This window comes from Pseudomonas boreofloridensis (genome assembly GCF_030580795.1).
Classification (GTDB): Bacteria; Pseudomonadota; Gammaproteobacteria; order Pseudomonadales; family Pseudomonadaceae; genus Aquipseudomonas; species Aquipseudomonas boreofloridensis.
In genome coordinates this window covers 336,593-355,263 of record NZ_JAUQOQ010000003.1, presented here as the reverse complement: position 1 = coordinate 355,263, position 18,671 = coordinate 336,593, and the positions used below count along the sequence as shown (strand labels likewise).

At 66.1% G+C, this 18,671-nt stretch carries 14 protein-coding genes; 10 read left to right on the top strand and 4 right to left on the bottom strand.

The window, feature by feature from the left end:
* Positions 1-57 precede the first annotated feature (57 nt).
* From Q6A47_RS05820 to tssA, 4 genes are all read right to left on the bottom strand, one after another.
* Positions 58-546, bottom strand: a complete 489-nt coding sequence (locus tag Q6A47_RS05820; RefSeq protein WP_029613828.1) for an Hcp family type VI secretion system effector — start codon at positions 544-546, stop codon at positions 58-60.
* Between the two features lie 151 nt (positions 547-697).
* Complete coding sequence (gene tssC, locus Q6A47_RS05815) at positions 698-2,191, bottom strand: type VI secretion system contractile sheath large subunit (RefSeq protein ID WP_039582630.1); 1,494 nt, start codon at positions 2,189-2,191, stop codon at positions 698-700.
* A gap of 10 nt (positions 2,192-2,201) precedes the next feature.
* Entirely contained in the window at positions 2,202-2,717 is a 516-nt protein-coding gene (gene tssB / locus Q6A47_RS05810) for a type VI secretion system contractile sheath small subunit (protein ID WP_039582632.1), read from the bottom strand.
* A 57-nt stretch (positions 2,718-2,774) separates the two neighbouring features.
* Positions 2,775-3,815, bottom strand: coding sequence for a type VI secretion system protein TssA (gene tssA, locus Q6A47_RS05805; protein WP_304483489.1), 1,041 nt, complete (start codon positions 3,813-3,815; stop codon positions 2,775-2,777).
* Positions 3,816-4,221: 406 nt separating this feature from the next.
* Between tssA and tagH the strand changes: the two genes are divergently transcribed.
* From tagH to Q6A47_RS05755, 10 genes are read left to right on the top strand one after another with little or no spacing between them, the layout of a single operon-like run.
* Positions 4,222-5,622 (top strand): type VI secretion system-associated FHA domain protein TagH, encoded by a 1,401-nt coding sequence (tagH, locus tag Q6A47_RS05800; RefSeq protein ID WP_304483488.1) that lies wholly within the window; start codon positions 4,222-4,224, stop codon positions 5,620-5,622.
* A 48-nt stretch (positions 5,623-5,670) separates the two neighbouring features.
* A complete protein-coding gene (tssJ, locus tag Q6A47_RS05795) occupies positions 5,671-6,162 on the top strand; it encodes a type VI secretion system lipoprotein TssJ (protein ID WP_052192174.1) in 492 nt (163 codons plus the stop codon).
* Positions 6,163-6,177: 15 nt separating this feature from the next.
* A complete protein-coding gene (gene tssK, locus Q6A47_RS05790; RefSeq protein ID WP_116887382.1) occupies positions 6,178-7,512 on the top strand; it encodes a type VI secretion system baseplate subunit TssK in 1,335 nt (444 codons plus the stop codon).
* Positions 7,513-7,518: 6 nt separating this feature from the next.
* Positions 7,519-8,826, top strand: coding sequence for a DotU family type VI secretion system protein (locus Q6A47_RS05785; RefSeq protein WP_304483485.1), 1,308 nt, complete (start codon positions 7,519-7,521; stop codon positions 8,824-8,826).
* Positions 8,823-12,329, top strand: a complete 3,507-nt coding sequence (tssM, locus tag Q6A47_RS05780) for a type VI secretion system membrane subunit TssM (RefSeq protein ID WP_304483483.1) — start codon at positions 8,823-8,825, stop codon at positions 12,327-12,329. Before Q6A47_RS05785 ends, tssM begins: the two co-directional genes overlap by 4 nt.
* A complete protein-coding gene (gene tagF, locus Q6A47_RS05775; RefSeq protein WP_116887384.1) occupies positions 12,326-12,988 on the top strand; it encodes a type VI secretion system-associated protein TagF in 663 nt (220 codons plus the stop codon). The genes tssM and tagF overlap by 4 nt, the downstream gene beginning before the upstream one ends.
* Complete coding sequence (locus tag Q6A47_RS05770) at positions 12,985-13,704, top strand: PP2C family protein-serine/threonine phosphatase (RefSeq protein WP_039582640.1); 720 nt, start codon at positions 12,985-12,987, stop codon at positions 13,702-13,704. The genes tagF and Q6A47_RS05770 overlap by 4 nt, the downstream gene beginning before the upstream one ends.
* An 8-nt stretch (positions 13,705-13,712) precedes the next feature.
* Entirely contained in the window at positions 13,713-16,730 is a 3,018-nt protein-coding gene (locus tag Q6A47_RS05765) for a serine/threonine-protein kinase (protein WP_304483519.1), read from the top strand.
* Positions 16,730-17,446, top strand: a complete 717-nt coding sequence (locus Q6A47_RS05760) for an ABC transporter ATP-binding protein (RefSeq protein WP_304483478.1) — start codon at positions 16,730-16,732, stop codon at positions 17,444-17,446. Before Q6A47_RS05765 ends, Q6A47_RS05760 begins: the two co-directional genes overlap by 1 nt.
* On the top strand, positions 17,446-18,660 hold the full coding sequence (locus Q6A47_RS05755) for an FtsX-like permease family protein (RefSeq protein ID WP_304483476.1): 1,215 nt from the start codon (positions 17,446-17,448) through the stop codon (positions 18,658-18,660). Before Q6A47_RS05760 ends, Q6A47_RS05755 begins: the two co-directional genes overlap by 1 nt.
* The last annotated feature ends 11 nt before the right edge of the window (positions 18,661-18,671 follow it).

Below are 18,671 nucleotides of genomic sequence, written 5' to 3'. Positions count from 1 at the left end.
GACAAATCTGGTGTACAAGAGAACGCTGGCGCCTGGTGAGGGCGCCAGCGTGCGCGATCAGATCTTGACGTTCTGACGCACGTTCCAACCGTACTTGATGGCGCCGCCGTCCTTGGTGCCGTCGGCTTTCTGTGGCTGGTAGTCCACGGTGACCTTGGCGAAGTTCAAGGTGACGTTCTCGGTCAGGCGGTCATCGCTGCCCGAGCCGCCGGTGCTCAGCGAGCTGATGATGACTTCTTCCAGGTTGATGATCAGATACTCGACCTGGCTCTCGCCACCGGCCTTGCGCACGGTCAGCTTGACCTTGTCGATGTGCTTGCCGCTGGAGCAGTGGGCCATCAGGTTCGGGCTGGACTTGTCGACGTACTTGGTGATCGACAGGTCCTGGATGTTGACCTTGCCGGCACCGCCGCCGCTGCCCATGTGCATGTTGCCGGACTGGGACATGCCCCAGCTCCAGTTCAGCACGTCGATTTCTTCCTTGTGGGCCTTGTCTGCGGACTCGCCCTTGATGTCGCCGATCTTGATGAAAATGTCTACAGCCATGATGTCCTCGATATTTCGCGTCGGTTGGCGTTCGTCGTGAGGTCGTACAGTTCCGGGGGCGCTGCTTCACCTGCCGGACAAGGTCCGCAGGTTGACAAGGCTTCCCGGCTCGATCGAGAGGGAAACCACTCCCCGGAAGGTCAAGCGTCGATCAGGCCCCTTTGGCCGACGGCAGCTTCGAGACCAGGCGCAGCGACACGGTCAGCCCTTCGAGCTGATAGTGCGGGCGCAGGTAGAAGCGCGAGTTGTAGTAGCCAGGGTTGCCTTCGATTTCCTCCACCACCACTTCAGCGGCGGCCAGCGGATGCTGGGCCTTGGTGGTTTCGCTGGAGTGCGCGGGATCGCCGTCGACGTAGTTCAGGATCCAGTCCTGCAGCCAGCGCTGCATCTCGTCCTTTTCCTTGAACGAGCCGATCTTGTCGCGAACGATGCACTTCAGGTAATGGGCGAAGCGGCAGGTGGCGAACAGGTACGGCAGGCGTGCGGCCAGGTTGGCGTTGGCGGTGGCGTCCGGGTCGTCGTATTCGGCCGGCTTCTGCAACGACTGGGCGCCGATGAAGGCGGCAAAGTCGGTGTTCTTCTTGTGCAGCAGCGGCATGAAGCCGTTTTTCGCCAATTCCGCTTCACGACGGTCGGAAATGGCGATCTCGGTCGGACACTTCATGTCCACGCCACCGTCGTCGGTGGGGAAGGTATGTGCCGGCAGGCCCTGTACTTCACCGCCCGATTCCACACCGCGGATGCGCGAGCACCAGCCGTAGTGCTTGAACGAGCGGTTGATGTTCACTGCCATGGCATAGGCCGCGTTGGCCCAGGTGTATTTGCTGCTGTCGGCGCCGTCGGTGTCTTCCTCGAAGGCGAAGGCTTCGACCGGGTCGGTCTTGGCGCCGTAGGGCAGACGTGCCAGGAAGCGTGGCATGGTCAGACCGATGTAGCGCGAGTCTTCCGATTCGCGCAGCGAACGCCAGCCGGCATATTCGGGGGTGGTGAAGATCTTGGTCAGGTCGCGCGGGTTGGACAGTTCCTGCCAGGAACCCATGCCCATAACCGTCGGCGAGGCGGCAGCAATGAAAGGGGCATGCATCGAGGCGCAGACCTTGGACAGCTCGCCAAGCAGCTCGACGTCGGGCGGCGACTGGTCGAAATAGTAGTCGCCCACCAGGCAGCCGTAGGGCTCGCCGCCGAACTGGCCGTACTCCTCTTCGTAGAGTTTCTTGAACACCGGGCTCTGGTCCCAGGCGGTGCCCTTGAATTTCTTCAGGGTCTTGTGCAGGTCGGTCTTGGACACGTTGAGCACACGGATCTTCAGTTGCTCGTCGCTCTCGGTGTTGGTGACCAGGTAGTGCAGACCGCGCCAGGCGCTTTCCAGCTTCTGGAACTCGTCATGGTGAATGATCTGGTTGACCTGGGCAGTGAGCTTGGCGTCGATGGCGGCAATGATCTGCTCGATCGAGCCGATGGCATCATCGGAAACCAGATTGGTCTGCGCCAATGCCTGCTCGGCCAGGGTGCGTACGGCGCTTTGCACCGCCTCCTTGGCGCGTTCGGTCTTGGGTTTGAATTCCTGCAGCAGCAGGTTGGCGAACTCGCTGGTCTGCTCGGTGCTGGCCTCGGCGGCCTGGTTGTCGCGCAATGTGTCGGTCATGGCGGGCTCCTCAGGCGCTCGGCTCGTTGTCGGCAGGTTTCGGGGCACTGGCCAGGGCCTGCAGCAGGGCAGGGTCCTTGATGGCCTTGAGGATGATGTCCTCGGCGCCAGTCTTGCCATCCATGTAGGTCAGCAGGTTGGCCAACTGGGTACGTGCCTCGAGCAATTGGTTGAGGGCATCGACCTTGCGCGCGACGGCGGCCGGGCTGAAGTCGTCCATGCTCTCGAAGGTGATGTCCAGGCTCAGGTTGCCGTCGCCAGTGAGTTCGTTGGGGACGTTGAACGCCACGCGAGGCTTCATCGCCTTGAGCCGCGAGTCGAAGTTGTCCACATCGACCTCCAGAAACTTGCGGTCGGCCACGGCCGGCAGCGGGTCTTCCGGCTTGCCGGCCAGATCGGCCAGCACGCCCATGACGAAGGGAAGCTGGACCTTCTTCTCGGCGCCGTACAGTTCGACGTCGTATTCGATCTGCACGCGCGGCGCGCGGTTACGCGCGATGAATTTCTGGGAGCTGTCTTTGGCCACGTGGTTCCTCCTGGTCGCCGCTGGGGGCGCTGTCGTTCGTTGCGGCTGTCGGTGGTATCAGTCGTCCTGGGGCCCGCGCAGGTTCTCGAACTGCGACAGGCCATCGGGAATCAGGTCGCGCACGATGGTCGCGAAATCGGCATCGACCAGGTGCTTGGCCCGGCGCAGCAGCACGGGCAGTGGGCTCGAAGGCTCATGGCGGGCGTAGTACTGCAGCAGCCGGTCGAGGCTCTGGCGGACATCGTCGCGGCTGTTCACCTCGCCGGGCCGCGCTGGCGGGCGGGCACTCGGTGTGGCGGCGCTGGCCGATGGTGCCTGGTCGTTCTCGAACGGGTCATGCGCAGGCGTGTCGGGTACCGTGGCCGATGGCGAGCCGCCGGGTGCGTAGTCGGCGAGCACTTGCGAGGCAAGGCGCAGCGGCTGCTTGAGCGCGCTCAGGTCGACGCCCGAGGCGGAGCCCACGTGGTCGCTCACCCGTCGTTCGATGGCTTCGCAGGCGTCGCGCGCTCGGGTCAGTGCCTGGCGCGTCTGTTCGAGCTCTTCGGCGTCGGCATCGCGCAGTGCGGCGGCCAAGGCTTCGATGCTGAGGTCTTCGCTGGCGAAGTGCTGCAGGCCAGCGGCATGCAGGCCGGCACGCAGGGTCACCGGGCCGAACGCGCGCGAGCGTGCCAGGACGGCTTCGCGCAGCAGGGCGATGTTGGTGTCGCAGGTGAGGCCGGCCAAGGCGTTGACGCGCACGGTCGGGTCGTTGTCGTCCGAGGCATCGAGTTGCGGGTGCAGGTGCAACCAGTATTCGCCCAGCAGATCGCGGATCAGTTCCAGGCCGTCGGCCAGGCCGACGAAACCGTGCAAGGCAAGGTTGGACTGAACCAGGAAGTGGGTAATGCGCAGGTCTTTGCTGCGTTGCAGCAGGGAGATGCAGGACTGTTCGAGGGCGCGCCACTGAGGCGGTTCGGCCGGCTGTACCGCATCGCCCATGACCCGCTCCGGACGCCCTTGGGCATCGCGTTCGAGTTGCAGGAAGTCGGCGTCGTATTCCAGGTCTTCGCCACAAGGGAAGTCATCTGAAACAGCGGCTAGCAGTGCCTGGGAGTTCACCAGATATCGATCTCCATATCGGCCCGTGGCGGGGCTCTGCAAATGGCGCAGGGTAAAAATTTAAAAGTGTGAACCAGCGCACAAAACGCTGGTGAACTTTAAGGGTTGATATTGAACCGATATCAGCGGCTGCAGCTCAAAGTTGCGCATTTATGGTTTATTTCCAAAATGCTGTCAAGGTAAGCTAGCGCGCTGAAAACCCGAGTGTGATCGTTTCAGCAGAATTTCAGCCGGCCGCTGAAACTGACATCAAAGTGCAGCTTGAGTGAGTTAGATTGTCAGGTTCTGTAGCGATAAATAGCGCATCTCCTTTGAAATGACGTGGATTTCAAGGTCTGATCCTGTGGCGCAAAGCAGTCCATCCATTTGAATGGAATCAAGGTTTATATTCTATGCAGGAGGCGTGATGGCACTTTGCCTAACTATCACTAGTTACCACAAGATCACCCCAGGGCAATGCTCGGAGATCACGGTGGAAAATGGCGCCGTCAGCATAGGAAGAAGTCCTAACAATGACTGGGTATTACCTGATCCTGAGCGGTTGGTATCTTCTAGTCATTGCGTAGTCCAATTCCGTGAGGGCCGTTACTACATAACGGATAGCAGTACCAACGGTATCGAGTTGGTTCAGGCCGGCGTGCGTCTTCGCCGTGGAAACAGTGAACCGTTGATGGACGGCGAACTCATCCGGATCGGCGATTACGAGATCCAGGCGCGTATCGATTCGGGCTTTTCCGTCGACGAGAGTCGTCAGCCAGGCGCTCAGAGCTTCGAGGCGCTGATGGCCAATCAGGTCGCAGCGTCGAGCTCGCCCATCGCTCCGGCCTCTGCGGCGTTGCTGCAGGGGGCGTCCAGCCACGACACCCTGCCAGATTTGTTCGATTTCCTGGGTGCATCGAGTGTGCCTCCGGCCAGTCAGCCCGACCACGTACCGGCCCAACAACACGATTTCCGGCCACCTGCGCCCGTTGCGCCTGCTCCTGCGCCGCCGCCTCCTGCAGCGCCTGGTATCGGGGCCATTCCAGCGGACTGGAACCCCTTCGACGACAGTCCCGCGCCTGCGCCTTTGCCCGCTGCTGCGCCAGACATCCCGCCCATGCCGGCTTTCGAAAGCCCGTTGGCGGCTGAGCCTGCGCCGCCGATCGCCCCGCCGCAGACGCCTCAGCCGCCGCCCTCAACGCCCGTCGTGGCAGCGCCGCCCGCCCCGCCTGCCGCTGACCAGGGTCTTCTACAGGCATTCCTGCGCGGTGCCGGGATCGACCACCTGCGTTTCGACGCCGAGGATGCGGCTGCGCAGATGGAGGCCGTCGGGCGCAGTTACCGCTTGATGGTCGAAGGGCTGATCGATGTCCTGCGCGCGCGCAGCAGCCTCAAGGGCGAGTTCCGCATGCAGCAGACCACCATCGCCCCCGTGCAGAACAACCCGCTCAAGTTCGCCCCCAATGCCGATGAGGCCTTGCTGCTGTTGCTGCGCCAGGGCAGTCAGGCGTTCATGCCGGCCGACCAGGCCGTGCGCGACAGTTTCGATGATTTGCGTGCCCACCAACTGGCAGTGATGGCCGGCGTCGAAGCCGCCATCAAGCACCTGCTGACCCGCTTCGAGCCTGGGCAACTGGAAGCGCGGCTGGCGCCTGCGGCAGGCCTGGCCAAGCTGTTCGGTGGCTCGCGCCAGGCCCATCTGTGGCAGCAGTTCACCCAGCTCTACGGGCAGATTTCCCGCGAAGCGCAGGACGATTTCCAGGACTTGTTCGGCCGCGAGTTCAGCCGCGCCTACGAAGCCCATACCGCAAGAATGCAACGTTCCTGAGGCTGTGCTTCAGGACAGGAAGAGTTACAGGACGTCATGAGGACGAACATGAATGCAACACGACTGATCACGGCCCTGGCCCTGGTGCTGCTCGGTGCCTGCAGCAAAGACGCGCCCGCACCCGCGTCGGCTGACCACGAGGCGCCCGGCGTCAGCCTGTACTTCAGCGCCGCCGCTGGCCTCAATCCGGGCGCCGACGGCACGCCCGCGCCGGTACGGGTGCGGGTCTACGAGCTGAAGAACGCCGCCGCCTTCGAGCGCGCTGACTATTTCGCCCTGGCCGAGCGCGCTCAGGCCACCTTGGGGGCCGACCTCGTCGATCAGGACGAGGTGCTGCTGCAGCCCGGTCGGCAGTTGCAACTCGACCGTCCGTTGAACCCGGCCACACGCCTGGTCGGGCTGGTCGTCGGCTACCGCGAGGTCGATCGGGCGCAATGGCGCAGCGTGCTGCCGGTGCCGCCACACGACTACCAGATCAGCCTCGATGTGCGCGCCGTGCGCAGCACCGTGGCCACACCACAACCTGTCCCTGCCCGCTAGGCAAACGGAGAACCCATGTCCTGGAACAATCGCGTGGTCTGGTCGGAAGGCATGTTCATCACGACCCAGCACTTCCAGCAGCACGACCGCTACCTGGAGACGTTCATCGATGCCCGCAGTCGCCCGCTGTCCACGGCCGCCTGGGGTTTCTCCGAGTTGCTGATCGACCAGGGCCTGCTGGCCCAGGGCAAGCTGGCGATCATCAGCGCCCGAGGCCTGTTGCCGGACGGTACGCCGTTCGACATCCCGCGTGACGACCTGCCACCGCCGCCGTTGGAAATTCCCGAAGACCTGCGCGATGCGGTGATCTATCTGGGCCTGCCGCTCAAGCGCGCCGGCGCCCGCGACACCGTCGATGAAGGTGAACCGCTGGACGGCGCGCGTTACGTCGCCCGGGTCAGCGAAGTGCGCGACGACAATGCGCCGTTCGAGAACCGCGCGCCGTTGGCCCTGGGCAGTCGCGCCCTGCGCCTGTTGTCCGAGCGCGAGGGCTTGGGCGACTACGCGGCGCTGGGCGTGCTGCGTATCCGTGAGAAGCGCGCCGACCGCGCGCTGATGCTCGATGACAGCTACATCCCGCCCGTGCTGGACGTGGCGGTGAGCGATACGTTGGCGAATTTCCGCAGCGAACTGCTGGGTCTGCTGCATCAACGCGGCGAAGCGCTGGCCGGGCGCGTGGTGGCTTCGGCCAACGGCGGCGCCTCGGAAATCGCCGACTTCATGCTGCTGCAACTGGTCAACCGGGCGCAGCCGCTGGTCGAGCACCTGGGCCAGCTCAGCCCGCTGCACCCGGAGCGGCTGTTCAGCGAACTGGTCGCCCTTGCCGGCGAGTTCGCCACCTTCACCCAGGACGGCCGGCGTCCGGAGAGCTTCCCGGCGTATCAGCACGATGATCTGGCGGCGACGTTCCAGCCGCTGATGGCTTCCCTGCGCCAAGCCCTGTCGATGCTGATCGACAGCAAGGCGGTGGCCATTCCGATCGTCGAGAAAGCCTATGGCGTGCACGTGGGCATGCTGGCCGACCGCAGCCTGCTGGACAGCGCCAGCTTCATCCTGGTGGTGCGCGCCGATGTGCCGAGCGAAACCCTGCGCAGTCGGTTCGGCCAGCAGAGCAAGATCGGCTCGGTGGAACACATCCGCGACCTGGTCAACCTGCAATTGCCTGGCATCGGCCTGTTGCCGTTGCCGGTGGCGCCCAGGCAGATCCCGTTCCATGCCGGTTCCACTTACTTTGAGCTCGACCGTGGCAGCGAGCACTGGAAACAGTTGCAGCATTCCGGTGGCTTCGCCTTCTACGTCGCTGGCGAGTTCCCTGGGTTGAGCCTGGCGTTCTGGGCCATTCGAGGATAAGCCGCGATGCAGCACGACGATCCTCAAGGCAATGACCGGACCCAATTCATGCCGCGCCCCGGTGGCCGTGGTCCGCAGCCCTCGACACCGGCGCAGCCCGCACCGCCGCCGTTGAGCGTGCCGGCCGAGCCGCTGGCGCCTGGGCAGGGCGCCGGGCTCAATCCACTGGAGCAGGCAGCCGGGCCGCTGCTGGCCTTACTCACACGCCTGCGCAACACCATCGCCCATCCCGCCCCGGCCAGCCTGCGCGCACAATTGCTGGCCTACCTGCGTCAGTTCGAGGAGCGTGCCGACGCCGCCGGTGTGCCGCGTAACGAAGTGCTGCTGGCACGCTACGCCCTGTGCACCGCCCTCGACGAGGCGGTGCTGAGCACCCCGTGGGGCAGCAGCAGCGACTGGGGCAAGCAAAGCCTGCTGATCACCGTGCACAACGAGGCCTGGGGCGGGGAGAAGACCTTTCAGTTGCTCGAACATTGCCTGCAGAGCCCGCGTGAGCGCTTGAACCTGCTGGAGCTGCTGTACCTGTGCACCAGCCTGGGTTTCGAGGGCCGCTATCGGGTCATGAACGGGGGCCGCGCGCAGCTCGAAGCGCTGCGCGAACGCACCGCCGCAGCCATCCGCGGCGCCCGTGGCGAGATCGAGCGCGAACTGTCGCCGCATTGGCGCGGCGTCTCGGTCAGCCGCGACCGCCTGGCGCAGTTCATGCCGCCATGGGTCGGCCTGGCCGTGGCCCTGGCGTTGCTGTTGCTGTTGTTGTTCGGCCTGCGCATGAAGCTCGCCTCCGACGCCGAGCCGGTGTTCCGTGGCATCCACGCGCTGGGGGAAATTCCGGTGCAGGCCATGGACCGTCCCGTGGTGCAGCCCAAGCCCGTTGAGCGCCCGCGTCTGGCCGGTTTCCTGGCCGATGACATCAAGGCTGGCAGGGTCTCGGTCGAAGATGCGGTCGACCGTTCGGTGGTGACCATTCGCGGTGACGAACTGTTCGCGTCGGCCAGCGCCAGCATCAAGGGCGACTTCGAGCCCCTGCTGCAGCGCATTGCGGCGGCCGTCTCCAAGGTCAAGGGCAATGTGCGCGTGACCGGGCACAGCGACAACCAACGCATCGCCACGATCCGCTTCCCCTCGAACTGGGCGCTGTCCCAGGCCCGTGCCGAAGAGGTCAAGTCGCTGCTGGTGGCGCGCACCGGTCAGGCCGAGCGTTTCACCGCCCAGGGGCTGAGCGACACCGAGCCGTTGGCGTCGAACGACACCGCGCAAGGCCGGGCGAAGAATCGTCGGGTGGAAATCACAGTTCTGGCGGAGGGCGTCGAGTGAAGGCGTTTTTCAGTTTCGTCATCCGCTGGGTGATCCCGGTGCTGGGGCTGATCGCCCTGAGCCTGATCATCTGGTTCCTGGGTCCGCTGCTGGATGTGCTGGCCCCGCCTGCGCCGCGCTGGATCCTGATCATCCTGCTGTTCGCGGTGTGGATCGCCTACCGCACCTGGCGCATCGTCCAGGCCCGCCGCCAGGCGGCCAAGGTGCTGGAAAGCCTGGCGGCCGAGACGGCGCCGGACCCTACCAGCCTGGCCACTGCCGAAGAACTGGCGACCCTGCGCCAGCGCATGGACGAAGCCCTGGTGCTGCTGAAGAAGGCGCGTCTGGGCGGCGACGAGCGGCGTAATCTCTATGAGCTGCCTTGGTACGTGATCATCGGCCCGCCCGGCTCGGGCAAGACCACTGCGCTGATCAATTCCGGTCTGCACTTCCCGCTGGCCGCGCAACTGGGCGAAGGCGCCATCCGCGGCGTTGGCGGCACGCGCAATTGTGACTGGTGGTTCACCGACCAGGCCGTGCTGCTCGACACCGCTGGCCGCTACACCACCCAGGACAGCCATGCCCAGGTCGACAAAGCCGCCTGGCTGGGCTTTCTCGACCTGCTCAAGCAGCAGCGCTCACGGCGTCCCATCGATGGCGCCTTCATCGCCATCAGCCTGTCGGATCTGCTGCTGGGCAGCGATGCAGAACGCGCCGCGCATGCCACGGCCATTCGCACGCGGATCCAGGAGCTGTATACCCAACTCGGCGTGCGCTTCCCCATCTACCTGATGCTCACCAAGCTCGACCTGGTGCCTGGGTTCATGGAGTTCTTCGACAACCTGAGCAAGGAAGAACGTGCTCAGGTGTGGGGCATGACCTTCGCGCTGGATGAGGGTCAGCAGGGCGAGGGGCCGGTGGCGCAGTTCGAGCAAGAGTTCGGCCTGCTGGAGACGCGCCTGAACCAGCGGTTGGTCGAACGCCTCCAGCAGGAACGCGACCCGGCGCGGCGCGATCTGGTCTATGGCTTCATCCAGCAGTTCGCGGCGCTGCGTGGCAACCTCAAGAGCTTCCTCGACGGCGTGTTCAAACCCAATGCCTTCGAAGAGCGGGCGCTGCTGCGCGGGGTGTACTTCACCAGCGGCACCCAGGAAGGCAGCCCGATCGACCGCCTGATCGGCAGCATGGCGCAGAGCATGGGCCTGGACCGTGCGCACCTGGCGCGTCAGACCGGCACCGGGCGCAGCTACTTCATCGAGAAGCTGTTCACCGCCGTGGCCTTCGCCGAACGCGGGCTGGTGGGCAGCGATCCCAAGGTGGAGCGTCGACGCAAATGGATCGCACGCGGTGCCCTGGCCTTGAGCGTGGCGCTGGTGCTGGTGGTCGGCACCTTGTGGACCTTGAGCTACCGCGCCAACCAGCAGTACATCGCCGAAGTCGACAGCCGCCTCAAACCGCTGGGCAAGAGCGTTCAGGAACTGAGCCCGGCGCAGCGCGAAGTGATCGAGGTGCTGCCGTTGCTCAATGCCGTGCGCCGCTTGGCCAACGATCCGCCCAGTTGGGCCGAGGGCCTGGGGCTGTATCAGGGCGATATGCTCGAGAGCGAGTCCGATAGCGTCTACCGCAAGCTGCTGATCGCCATCTTCGCCCCGCGCCTGGTTACCCGCATCGAGGAGCAGTTGTATGCCGGTGGCCCGTCGGATTACCTCTACGAAGGCCTCAAGGCCTATCTCATGCTCGCCGACAGCGAGCATTACGACGCCGACTTCATCAAGGCCTGGATCAGCCTGGATTGGGAGCGTCATCTGCCGCGCGATCTGGCCCCGGAACAACGTCAGGCACTGGAGCAGCACCTCTCGGCGCTGTTCGACAAGCGCCCGCCCAATGCGCGACTGGACCAGCGCCTGATCGACGACACCCGCCGTCAGTTGCAGCAATTGCCGGTGGCGCAACGGGTGTATGACCGGGTCAAGCGTCAGAAACTGCCGAACGGTGTCAGCGATTTTCGCCTCAGCGACGCGGCCGGTCGCGATGCGGCGCTGGTGTTCCAGCGCAAGAGCGGCAAGCCGTTGACCGATCCGCTGCCGGGCATCTTCACCGTCGACGGTTATCGCAAAGCGTTTCTCGCCGCCAGCGTCGCCCACGCCGAAACCCTGGCCGAGGAGCGCTGGGTGCTGGGTCGCGAGCTGAGCGAGGCCAGCGATGCCAAGCGCCTGGCCGACGACGTGCGCCAGCTCTATTACCAGGACTACATCCGCCAGTGGGATGCGCTGCTGGCCGATCTCGATTTCGTGCCCATCACCAGCGCCGGGCAGGCTGCCGACGTGCTGCGCGTATTGTCCGGGCCGACCTCGCCGCTGAAGAAGCTGCTGCAGGCGGTGGCCAAGGAAACCGACCTGCAACAGCCGACCGCGCTCGACCAGGCACAGGCCAAGGTGGAGCAGGCCGGGGTTGATCAGTTGCGCCAGCGCCTCGGTGGCCTGCTGGGCGATACGCCGATTCCGGGTACCGAGGCGCATGCGCGCGAGGTGGACCCGGTCACGGCCCACTTCGCCGAACTGGCCGAACTGGTCGCCAGCGGCGAGGGTCAGCCGAGTTCGCTCGACGGCTTGCTGGCCGACCTCAACGCGCTGTACGTGCAAGTCAGCGCCATGGTCGGCGCCAGTGGCGATGCCTTGCTGGGCGAGGCCAAGAACCAGGCGCAGGCGGCCTCGCAGCGCGTGTCGCTGGGCGCGGCGCGCCAGCCCAAGCTGGTGCAGAACCTGGTCGGTTCGGTGGTCGGCTCGACCAACGCCATCGTCATGGGCGGGGTGCGCAATCAGCTCAACGCCGCCTGGACCAGCGAGGTGGTCAATGTCTACCGTCAGTCGCTCAGCGGGCGCTATCCCCTGAGCGCCGGCAGCCCACGCGATGCCACCCTGGAAGACTTCGGCCAGTTCTTCGGTGTGGGCGGGGTGATGGACAACTACTTCCGCAAGTACCTGCAACCCTACGTCAACACGGCCACGTCGCCCTGGAGCTGGCAGCCGGGCGCCGCGCAGAAACTGGGCATCGGTGGCGGCGTGCTGAACACCTTCCAGCGCGCCGCGACCATTCGCGATGCCTTCTTCCGCACCAGCGGCGGCCTGCAACCGGGGGTGCGTTTCGAGCTCAAGCCGGTGGCGATGGACGCCTCGATCACTCAGTTCCTGCTCGACCTCGACGGTCAGCAGGTCAGCTACGACCATGGTCCGAGTCGCCCGGTGTCGCTGCAGTGGCCGAACCCCAACAGTATCGGCGTGGTGCGCCTGTCGATCTCGCCCCCGGCGGCCAGCGGTCGCTCGGGGATGACACTGGAGGGACCGTGGGCGTGGTTCCGCTTGCTCGATCAGTCCGATCTCAGTGCCGGCAGTTCGCCGGAGCGCTTCAACCTACGCCTGCGCGTCGATGGCGCCAGCGTGTCCTACGAGCTGCGTGCCAGCAGCGCGTTCAATCCGTTCCGCAGCCGAGTGGTCAGCGGTTTCAGCCTGCCGGAGCATTTGTGAACGACGTGGGTTTCTACGGAAAAATGGCCTGTCGCGGCGATTTCGTCAGCCGCGACCTGCCGCAGACCTTCATCCAGCCCTGGGATCAGTGGCTGGCCGCTGGCATTCAAGCCAGTCAGCGGCAGTTGGGCGAACAGTGGCTACAGGCCTACCTGGTCAGCCCATTGTGGCGCTTTGCCTTGGCGCCCGGCGTGTGCGGCCCTCAAGCGGTGACTGGCGTCGTGATGCCCAGCATCGACCGGGTCGGGCGCTACTTCCCGCTGACCGTCGCTCAGGTGCTGGGGCCGCAGACGTCGCTGGCGGCGATCGTGGCCGGCAGCGATGCCTGGTTCGAGGCGGTCGAGACGGCACTGTTGGACACGCTGGAGGAAGGGGCGCCGTTCGACGCGTTCGAGCGCGCCGTGCAGCCTTATGGCGCCGACAGCACGGGCATTCAGGGCGCGGTATCGGTACCCAGCGTCGGCGGCCTGCAACGCTTGGCCGCGACCACCCCCGAGGGCCGCGCACACGCGCTGGCCGAGTGCGCCTGCGAAGGCATGAGCCTGTGGTGGGGGCGCGGCTCGGAGCGCATCGCGCCGGGCCTGATGCGTTACCCAGGCCTGCCGCGCAGCGAGCACTTCGCCGCATTCCTGTTGGGCGACGAGGGAGGCGGGGTATGACGACCCTGCATTACAGTGCCGCCAGCTACAGCCACGTGGGCATGGTGCGCAAGATCAACGAGGACGCCTGCCTGGACCTGGCGGCCGATGGCCTGTGGGCTGTGGCCGACGGCATGGGCGGTCATGCAGCGGGCGATTACGTGGCCAGCCTGACCGTCGACAGCCTGCGTCAGTTGCCACTGCCTGCGCCGCTCGAGGCGCGCGCCCAAGCCGTGCGCGACACCCTGGTGCGCGTCAACCGCGCGGTCCGCGAGGAAACCCATCGTCGGGGCGTGTCGATGATGGGCAGCACGGTGGTGGTACTGGCCGTGCGCGGCGATCAGGGCGTCGCGCTGTGGGCCGGCGACAGCCGTCTGTACCGCCTGCGCGACGGACGCATCGAGCGCCTCAGCCATGACCACAGTTATGTCCAGGAGCTGCAGGACAGTGGCCTGCTCAGCGAAGCCGAGGCGCGCGTGCACCCACGCGGCAACATCGTCACCCGCGCCATCGGCGTGGAGGATCAGCTCCAATTGCAGAGTCTCTCGGTGCAAGTACGTCCCGGCGATACCTACCTGCTGTGCAGCGACGGCCTGACCAAGACCGCCGAAGACCTCGAAATCGGCGAGGTGCTGCACCACGCCGACCCCTATCAGGTGGTGCGCGGGCTGGTCCATCTCGGCCTGACCCGTGGCGCTCCCGACAACATCACAGCCGTGGTGGTGAAGGCCAATTGAAGAACGACATCGACATGCAGATCCCCGGTTTCGACATCGACGGCGAAATTGGCCAGGGCGCCATGGCCAGCGTCTACCTGGCCACCCAGCGTTCGCTGCAACGCAAGGTGGCGCTGAAGGTGATGGCGGCCAGCCTGGCGGCCGATCCGACCTTCTGCGAGCGCTTCCTGCGCGAAGGCCGCACCCTGGCGCGCCTGGCGCATCCGAACATCGCCACCATCCACGACATCGGCAATGTCGGCGAGCTGTACTACATGGCCATGGAGTACCTGCCGGCCGGCACGCTCAAGGAGCGCATCGCGGCGGGTTTGAGCGCCGAACAGGGGCTGGTCTACGTGCGGCAGATGGCCCAGGCGCTGGGCTATGCCCATGCCCAGGGCCTGGTGCACCGCGATGTGAAACCGGCCAACATCCTGTTCCGCGCCGACGGCACTGCCGTGCTGTCGGACTTCGGCATCGCCAAGTCGCTGGATGACCACACCCAGTTCACCCAGGCCGGCTTCGCCATCGGCACGCCCAGCTACATGAGCCCGGAGCAGGCGCGCGGGCTCGAGATCGACGGGCGCGCCGACCTCTACGCGCTGGGCGTGGTGCTGTACGAAATCCTCGTCGGCAAGCTGCCGTACAACGGTGTCGACGCGCTGTCCACGGCGCTGGCGCACCTGACCGAACCGCTGCCGGAACTGCCCATCGAGCACGGCCGTTATCAGGACATCCTGCACGGCTTGCTGGCCAAGGATCCTACTGCACGCTTCGCCGATGCCGACGCGCTATTGGTGGCGTTGGACCGTCTGCCCGCCGAGGGCGACAGCACGGTGTTCATGCCCGTGGCGAGCATTGGGCCGGACTCGGTGTCCGCGCCAGCGCCGGCGTTGGGCGGATTGACCCCGGTCTCCATCGACATTCCCCAGGCCGCTGCGCGCCCAGAGCCGATCAAACCGCCACCTCTCCAGCCCCAGCCCACGCCCGCGCCGTCCAAGGCTGCGAGAAAAAAGCCTGCGGTCGCCCTGCTTGCTGTGGCCATCGCGGCGGCGCTAGGGCTGGCTGCCGGTGGCTACTGGCTGTTCAGTGGCGGTGACGAGCCTGCCGTCGAACCGCCGGGGGTGCAGACACCGTCTCACGCTCAGACACCGCCGCCTCTGGCGACAGCCGCCACGGACGATCAGCGTCCGCTGCTCATGCCCGGCAAGAAGACGCTGTTCCAACGCGTGCTGACCAAGCCTGGTGCGCGTCTGGCCGACAGTCCTGGAGGTCAGGCGGGCGAGCCGCTGCCGGCGTTCTCGGTGCTCTACGTCTACCAGCGCAAGGACGTCGACGGTCAGTCCTGGGTGCAGGTCGGTGCTGCCAGCGACGGGCAGCGTGAAGGCTGGCTCGCCGCCGAGCAGACCAGTGACTGGAAGCAGAGCCTGGTGCTCAAGTTCACCGAACGCTCCGGCCGCGCGCCGGTGATGTTCATGCGTCAGCCCGACGACGTGCAGCAGTTGCTCGACGACAGCAACCGCGCCCGCGCGCAATTGCTCCAGGCGCAGAACGATCCGGCCCAGGCGCCCGAGGTGCTGGCGCTGGAGCCTACCGCCAACGCCGTGCCGCAAGACCAGTTCTACCTGATGCCGATCTTCGACTACCGCGAGAGCTTCGACGCCGACGGACAACCTGCGCAGTTGCTCAATATCGCCTCGATCGATCCCGGTGCGGGCGCGTCTGGCGAGGCCGCCAAAGCGTCCCAGGCGCCTGCCACGGGCGCAGCCGACAACAACTTCCGTACCGGCATCGTGCTGGTGGTGGACACCTCGGTGTCGATGCAGCCCTACATCGACCGCGTGCGCCAGGTGGTCAGCGAGCTGCAGGCGCAGTTGGCCGAGCGCGGCGAACTGGACAGCGTCAGCTTCGGCCTGGTGGGCTTTCGCAACAGCATCAAGCGCACGCCGGGCCTGGAATACCTGAGCAAGACCTTGGTGACCCTGGATGAAGGGCGCGATCCTGCACGCTTCCTCAAAGCGGCTTCACAGGTAAAGGCCACCACGGTGTCCAGCCAGTCGTTCAACGAGGACGCCTTTGCCGGCGTGATGCAGGCGGTCGAGGGCATGGACTGGTCCGGCTATGGCGGACGCATCGTGCTGTTGGTCACCGACGCGGGCGCGCTGCGCAAGAGCGATCCGCAAAGCAGCACGCAGATGAACGAAGCCGAAGTCCGTCAGGCAGCGTTGAGCAAGCAGATCAAGATCTACGCGCTGCACCTGCGCACGCCCGCCGGGATCAAGAACCACGGCTCGGCCGAGCAGCAGTACCGCGTGCTCACCGCCGACAGCAACCCGCGCATTGGCGATCTCTACGTGGGCGTGCCGGGCGGTGAGGTGAATGCCTTCGGCGAACGGGTGCGGGAAATTGGTTCGACCTTCGCAGACCTGGTGCATCAGGTCCGCAGCCAGCAGCCGCAGCCGGTGCCGATGCTGGGCGCCGGTTCCAGCCTGGCGGCCAAGACCCAGGCGGTGGGCTACGCCATGCACATGGACTTCCTCGGCCGGCGCAGCGCCAGCCAGGCGCCGCAACTGGTCAGCGCCTGGACCGCCGACCGCGACCTGACCAACCCGGCGCTGCCGACCCTGCAGGTGTGCGTGATGCTCACCAAGCTGCAGCTCAACGACCTGCAGCAATCGCTCAAGCTGATCGTCGATGCCGCGCGCAAGACCCGCAGCTCGCCGGGCGACTTCTTCAACGAGATCGCCAGCGCCAGCGCCTACATGAGCCGCGACCCGAGTGCACTGAGCAAGGGCGCCAACCTGGCCCAGGGTGGCGTGCTCGGCGAGTACCTCGAAGGCCTGCCGTATCGCAGCAAGTCGTTGAGCATGACCCAGGACCTGTGGCTGTCGCTGTCGGTGGCCGAGCAGGAAGACTTCATCGACGAGCTGGAGTCGAAGATTCGCCTCTACGAAACCTTCCACAACGACATGGCTAACTGGGTGCGTTTCGGCAAGGCCGAGCCGGGCGACGCCTTGTACCGTGTCCCACTGTCGACGCTGCCGTGATGATCAACGTGCAGGGGGTGCGCAAAACGCGCGGGCAGGGTGCCCAGCGCTACAGCCTGGAGATCGGCGAGCTGCATCTGGCGGCCGGTGCGCAGGTGGCGCTGGTCGGCCCCAGCGGCTGCGGCAAGAGCACCTTGCTCGACCTGCTGGCGCTGGTGCTGGCGCCGGACGCTGCCGAGCGTTTCAGTCTCGAACTGGACGGTGCCGCGCAGGACATCGCCGGGTTATGGCGGGCGCGCCAGCTCGATCGCCTGGCGGCGCTGCGCAGCCGCCATCTGGGCTATGTGCTGCAAGCGGGTGGCCTGCTCGGGTTTCTCGATGTGCGCGGCAACATTCGCCTGCCGCGCCAATTGCTCGGCCTGGCCGATGACGGTGGCGTGGAGCGTCTGGCGGCGGCGCTGGACGTCAGCGATCAGTTGGACAAGCGGCCGGCAGATCTCTCCCTGGGCCAGCGTCAGCGGGTCAGCTGTGCCCGCGCTCTGGTCCATGCACCGACGCTGTTGCTGGCCGACGAGCCGACGGCGGCGCTCGATCCGCTCAACGCCGAGCGGGTGATGCAGTTGCTGCTGCGCCAGGCCGAGGCGCACCGGGTGACCTGCGTGATCGCCACCCACGACGAGACGCTGGCGCGCAACGCCGGGCTGCGGGTGCTGCGCATGCAGTGCCACCGCGATGCCGATGGCGGCGTCACCACCACCCTGGAGCAGGCCGCCTGATGCGCCCGTTGCTGATCGCCAGGCTGGCCTGGCAGGACTATCGCACCGACGCGCGGCTGTCGGCCTGCGCGGTGCTGGCGCTGGTAGCGGTAATTGCGCCGCTGCTGGTGCTGTTCGGTCTGAAGTTCGGTTTGATCGGCAGCCTGACCGAGCGCCTGCAACGCGACCCCGGTGTGCGCGAAATCATCGCGCTGGGCGGCGGGCGCTTTAGCGCCGAGTTCATCGCGCGCCTGGCAGCGCGCTCCGACGTGGCCTTCGCCATCCCGCGCACCCGGCAGATCGCTGCCACCGCCGAGCTGTTGCTGCCGGCGCAGGGGCGCGGGGTGACGGTCGAGATGCTGCCCACCGCAGCGGGCGATCCGCTGCTCGATGGCGCGGTGGCACCGGACCCCGCCGATCTGCGCGATGTGGTGCTGAGCTTCACCGCTGCAGAAAAGCTTGGCGCGCGGGCGGGCGATCGTCTGCTGGGCAGTTTCAATCGCCAGCAGGGCGGCGATGTGCAGTGGCGGCAGACGCCGTTGCATGTGCGTGCGGTGCTGCCGCTGGCGGCCTTCGAGCGCGACGGCCTGTTTGCCTCGCTGGCGTTGCTGGAGGCAGCCGAAGACTACCGCGACGGCCGCGCGGTGCCTGCGCTGGGCTGGAGCGGCGAGGCGCCGGACGCGGTGGCGGCTGCGGCGCGGGTCTATCCAGCGTTTCGCCTCTACGCCCGCACGCTCGACGATGTGGAGCCGCTGCGGCGCTTTTTCGCCGAGCGCAAGCTGCTGGTGTCGACCCAGGCCGCGCAGATCGCCCAGGTGCAGTCGCTGGGCCGCAACCTGGACCTGGTGTTCTGGATCATCGCCAGCCTGGCGGTGGCCGGCGCCGTAGCGGCCACGGCGGCGGGTGCGGTGGCGGCGGTGCAGCGCAAGCAGCGCGAACTGGCGGTGCTGCGCCTGCTGGGCCTGGGCACTGCCGCGTTGTTGCTGTTCGTGGTGTTGCAGGCCTTGTACAGCGGGTTGCTGGCGGTGTTGCTGGCGACGCTGTTGTACCTGCTGGCCGAGCAAGGCCTGAACCGATTGTTCATGCAGGTGCCGGGTGAATACGCCGCGCATCTGCTGCCCATGCACTATCTCGTCGCACTGCTGGCCGTGCTCTCGGCCAGCACCGCCGCCGCCGTACTGGGCGGCTGGCGAGTGGCGCGGATCGACGCTTCGCAAGGAATTCGTGATGTGTAAATCAACCGCAG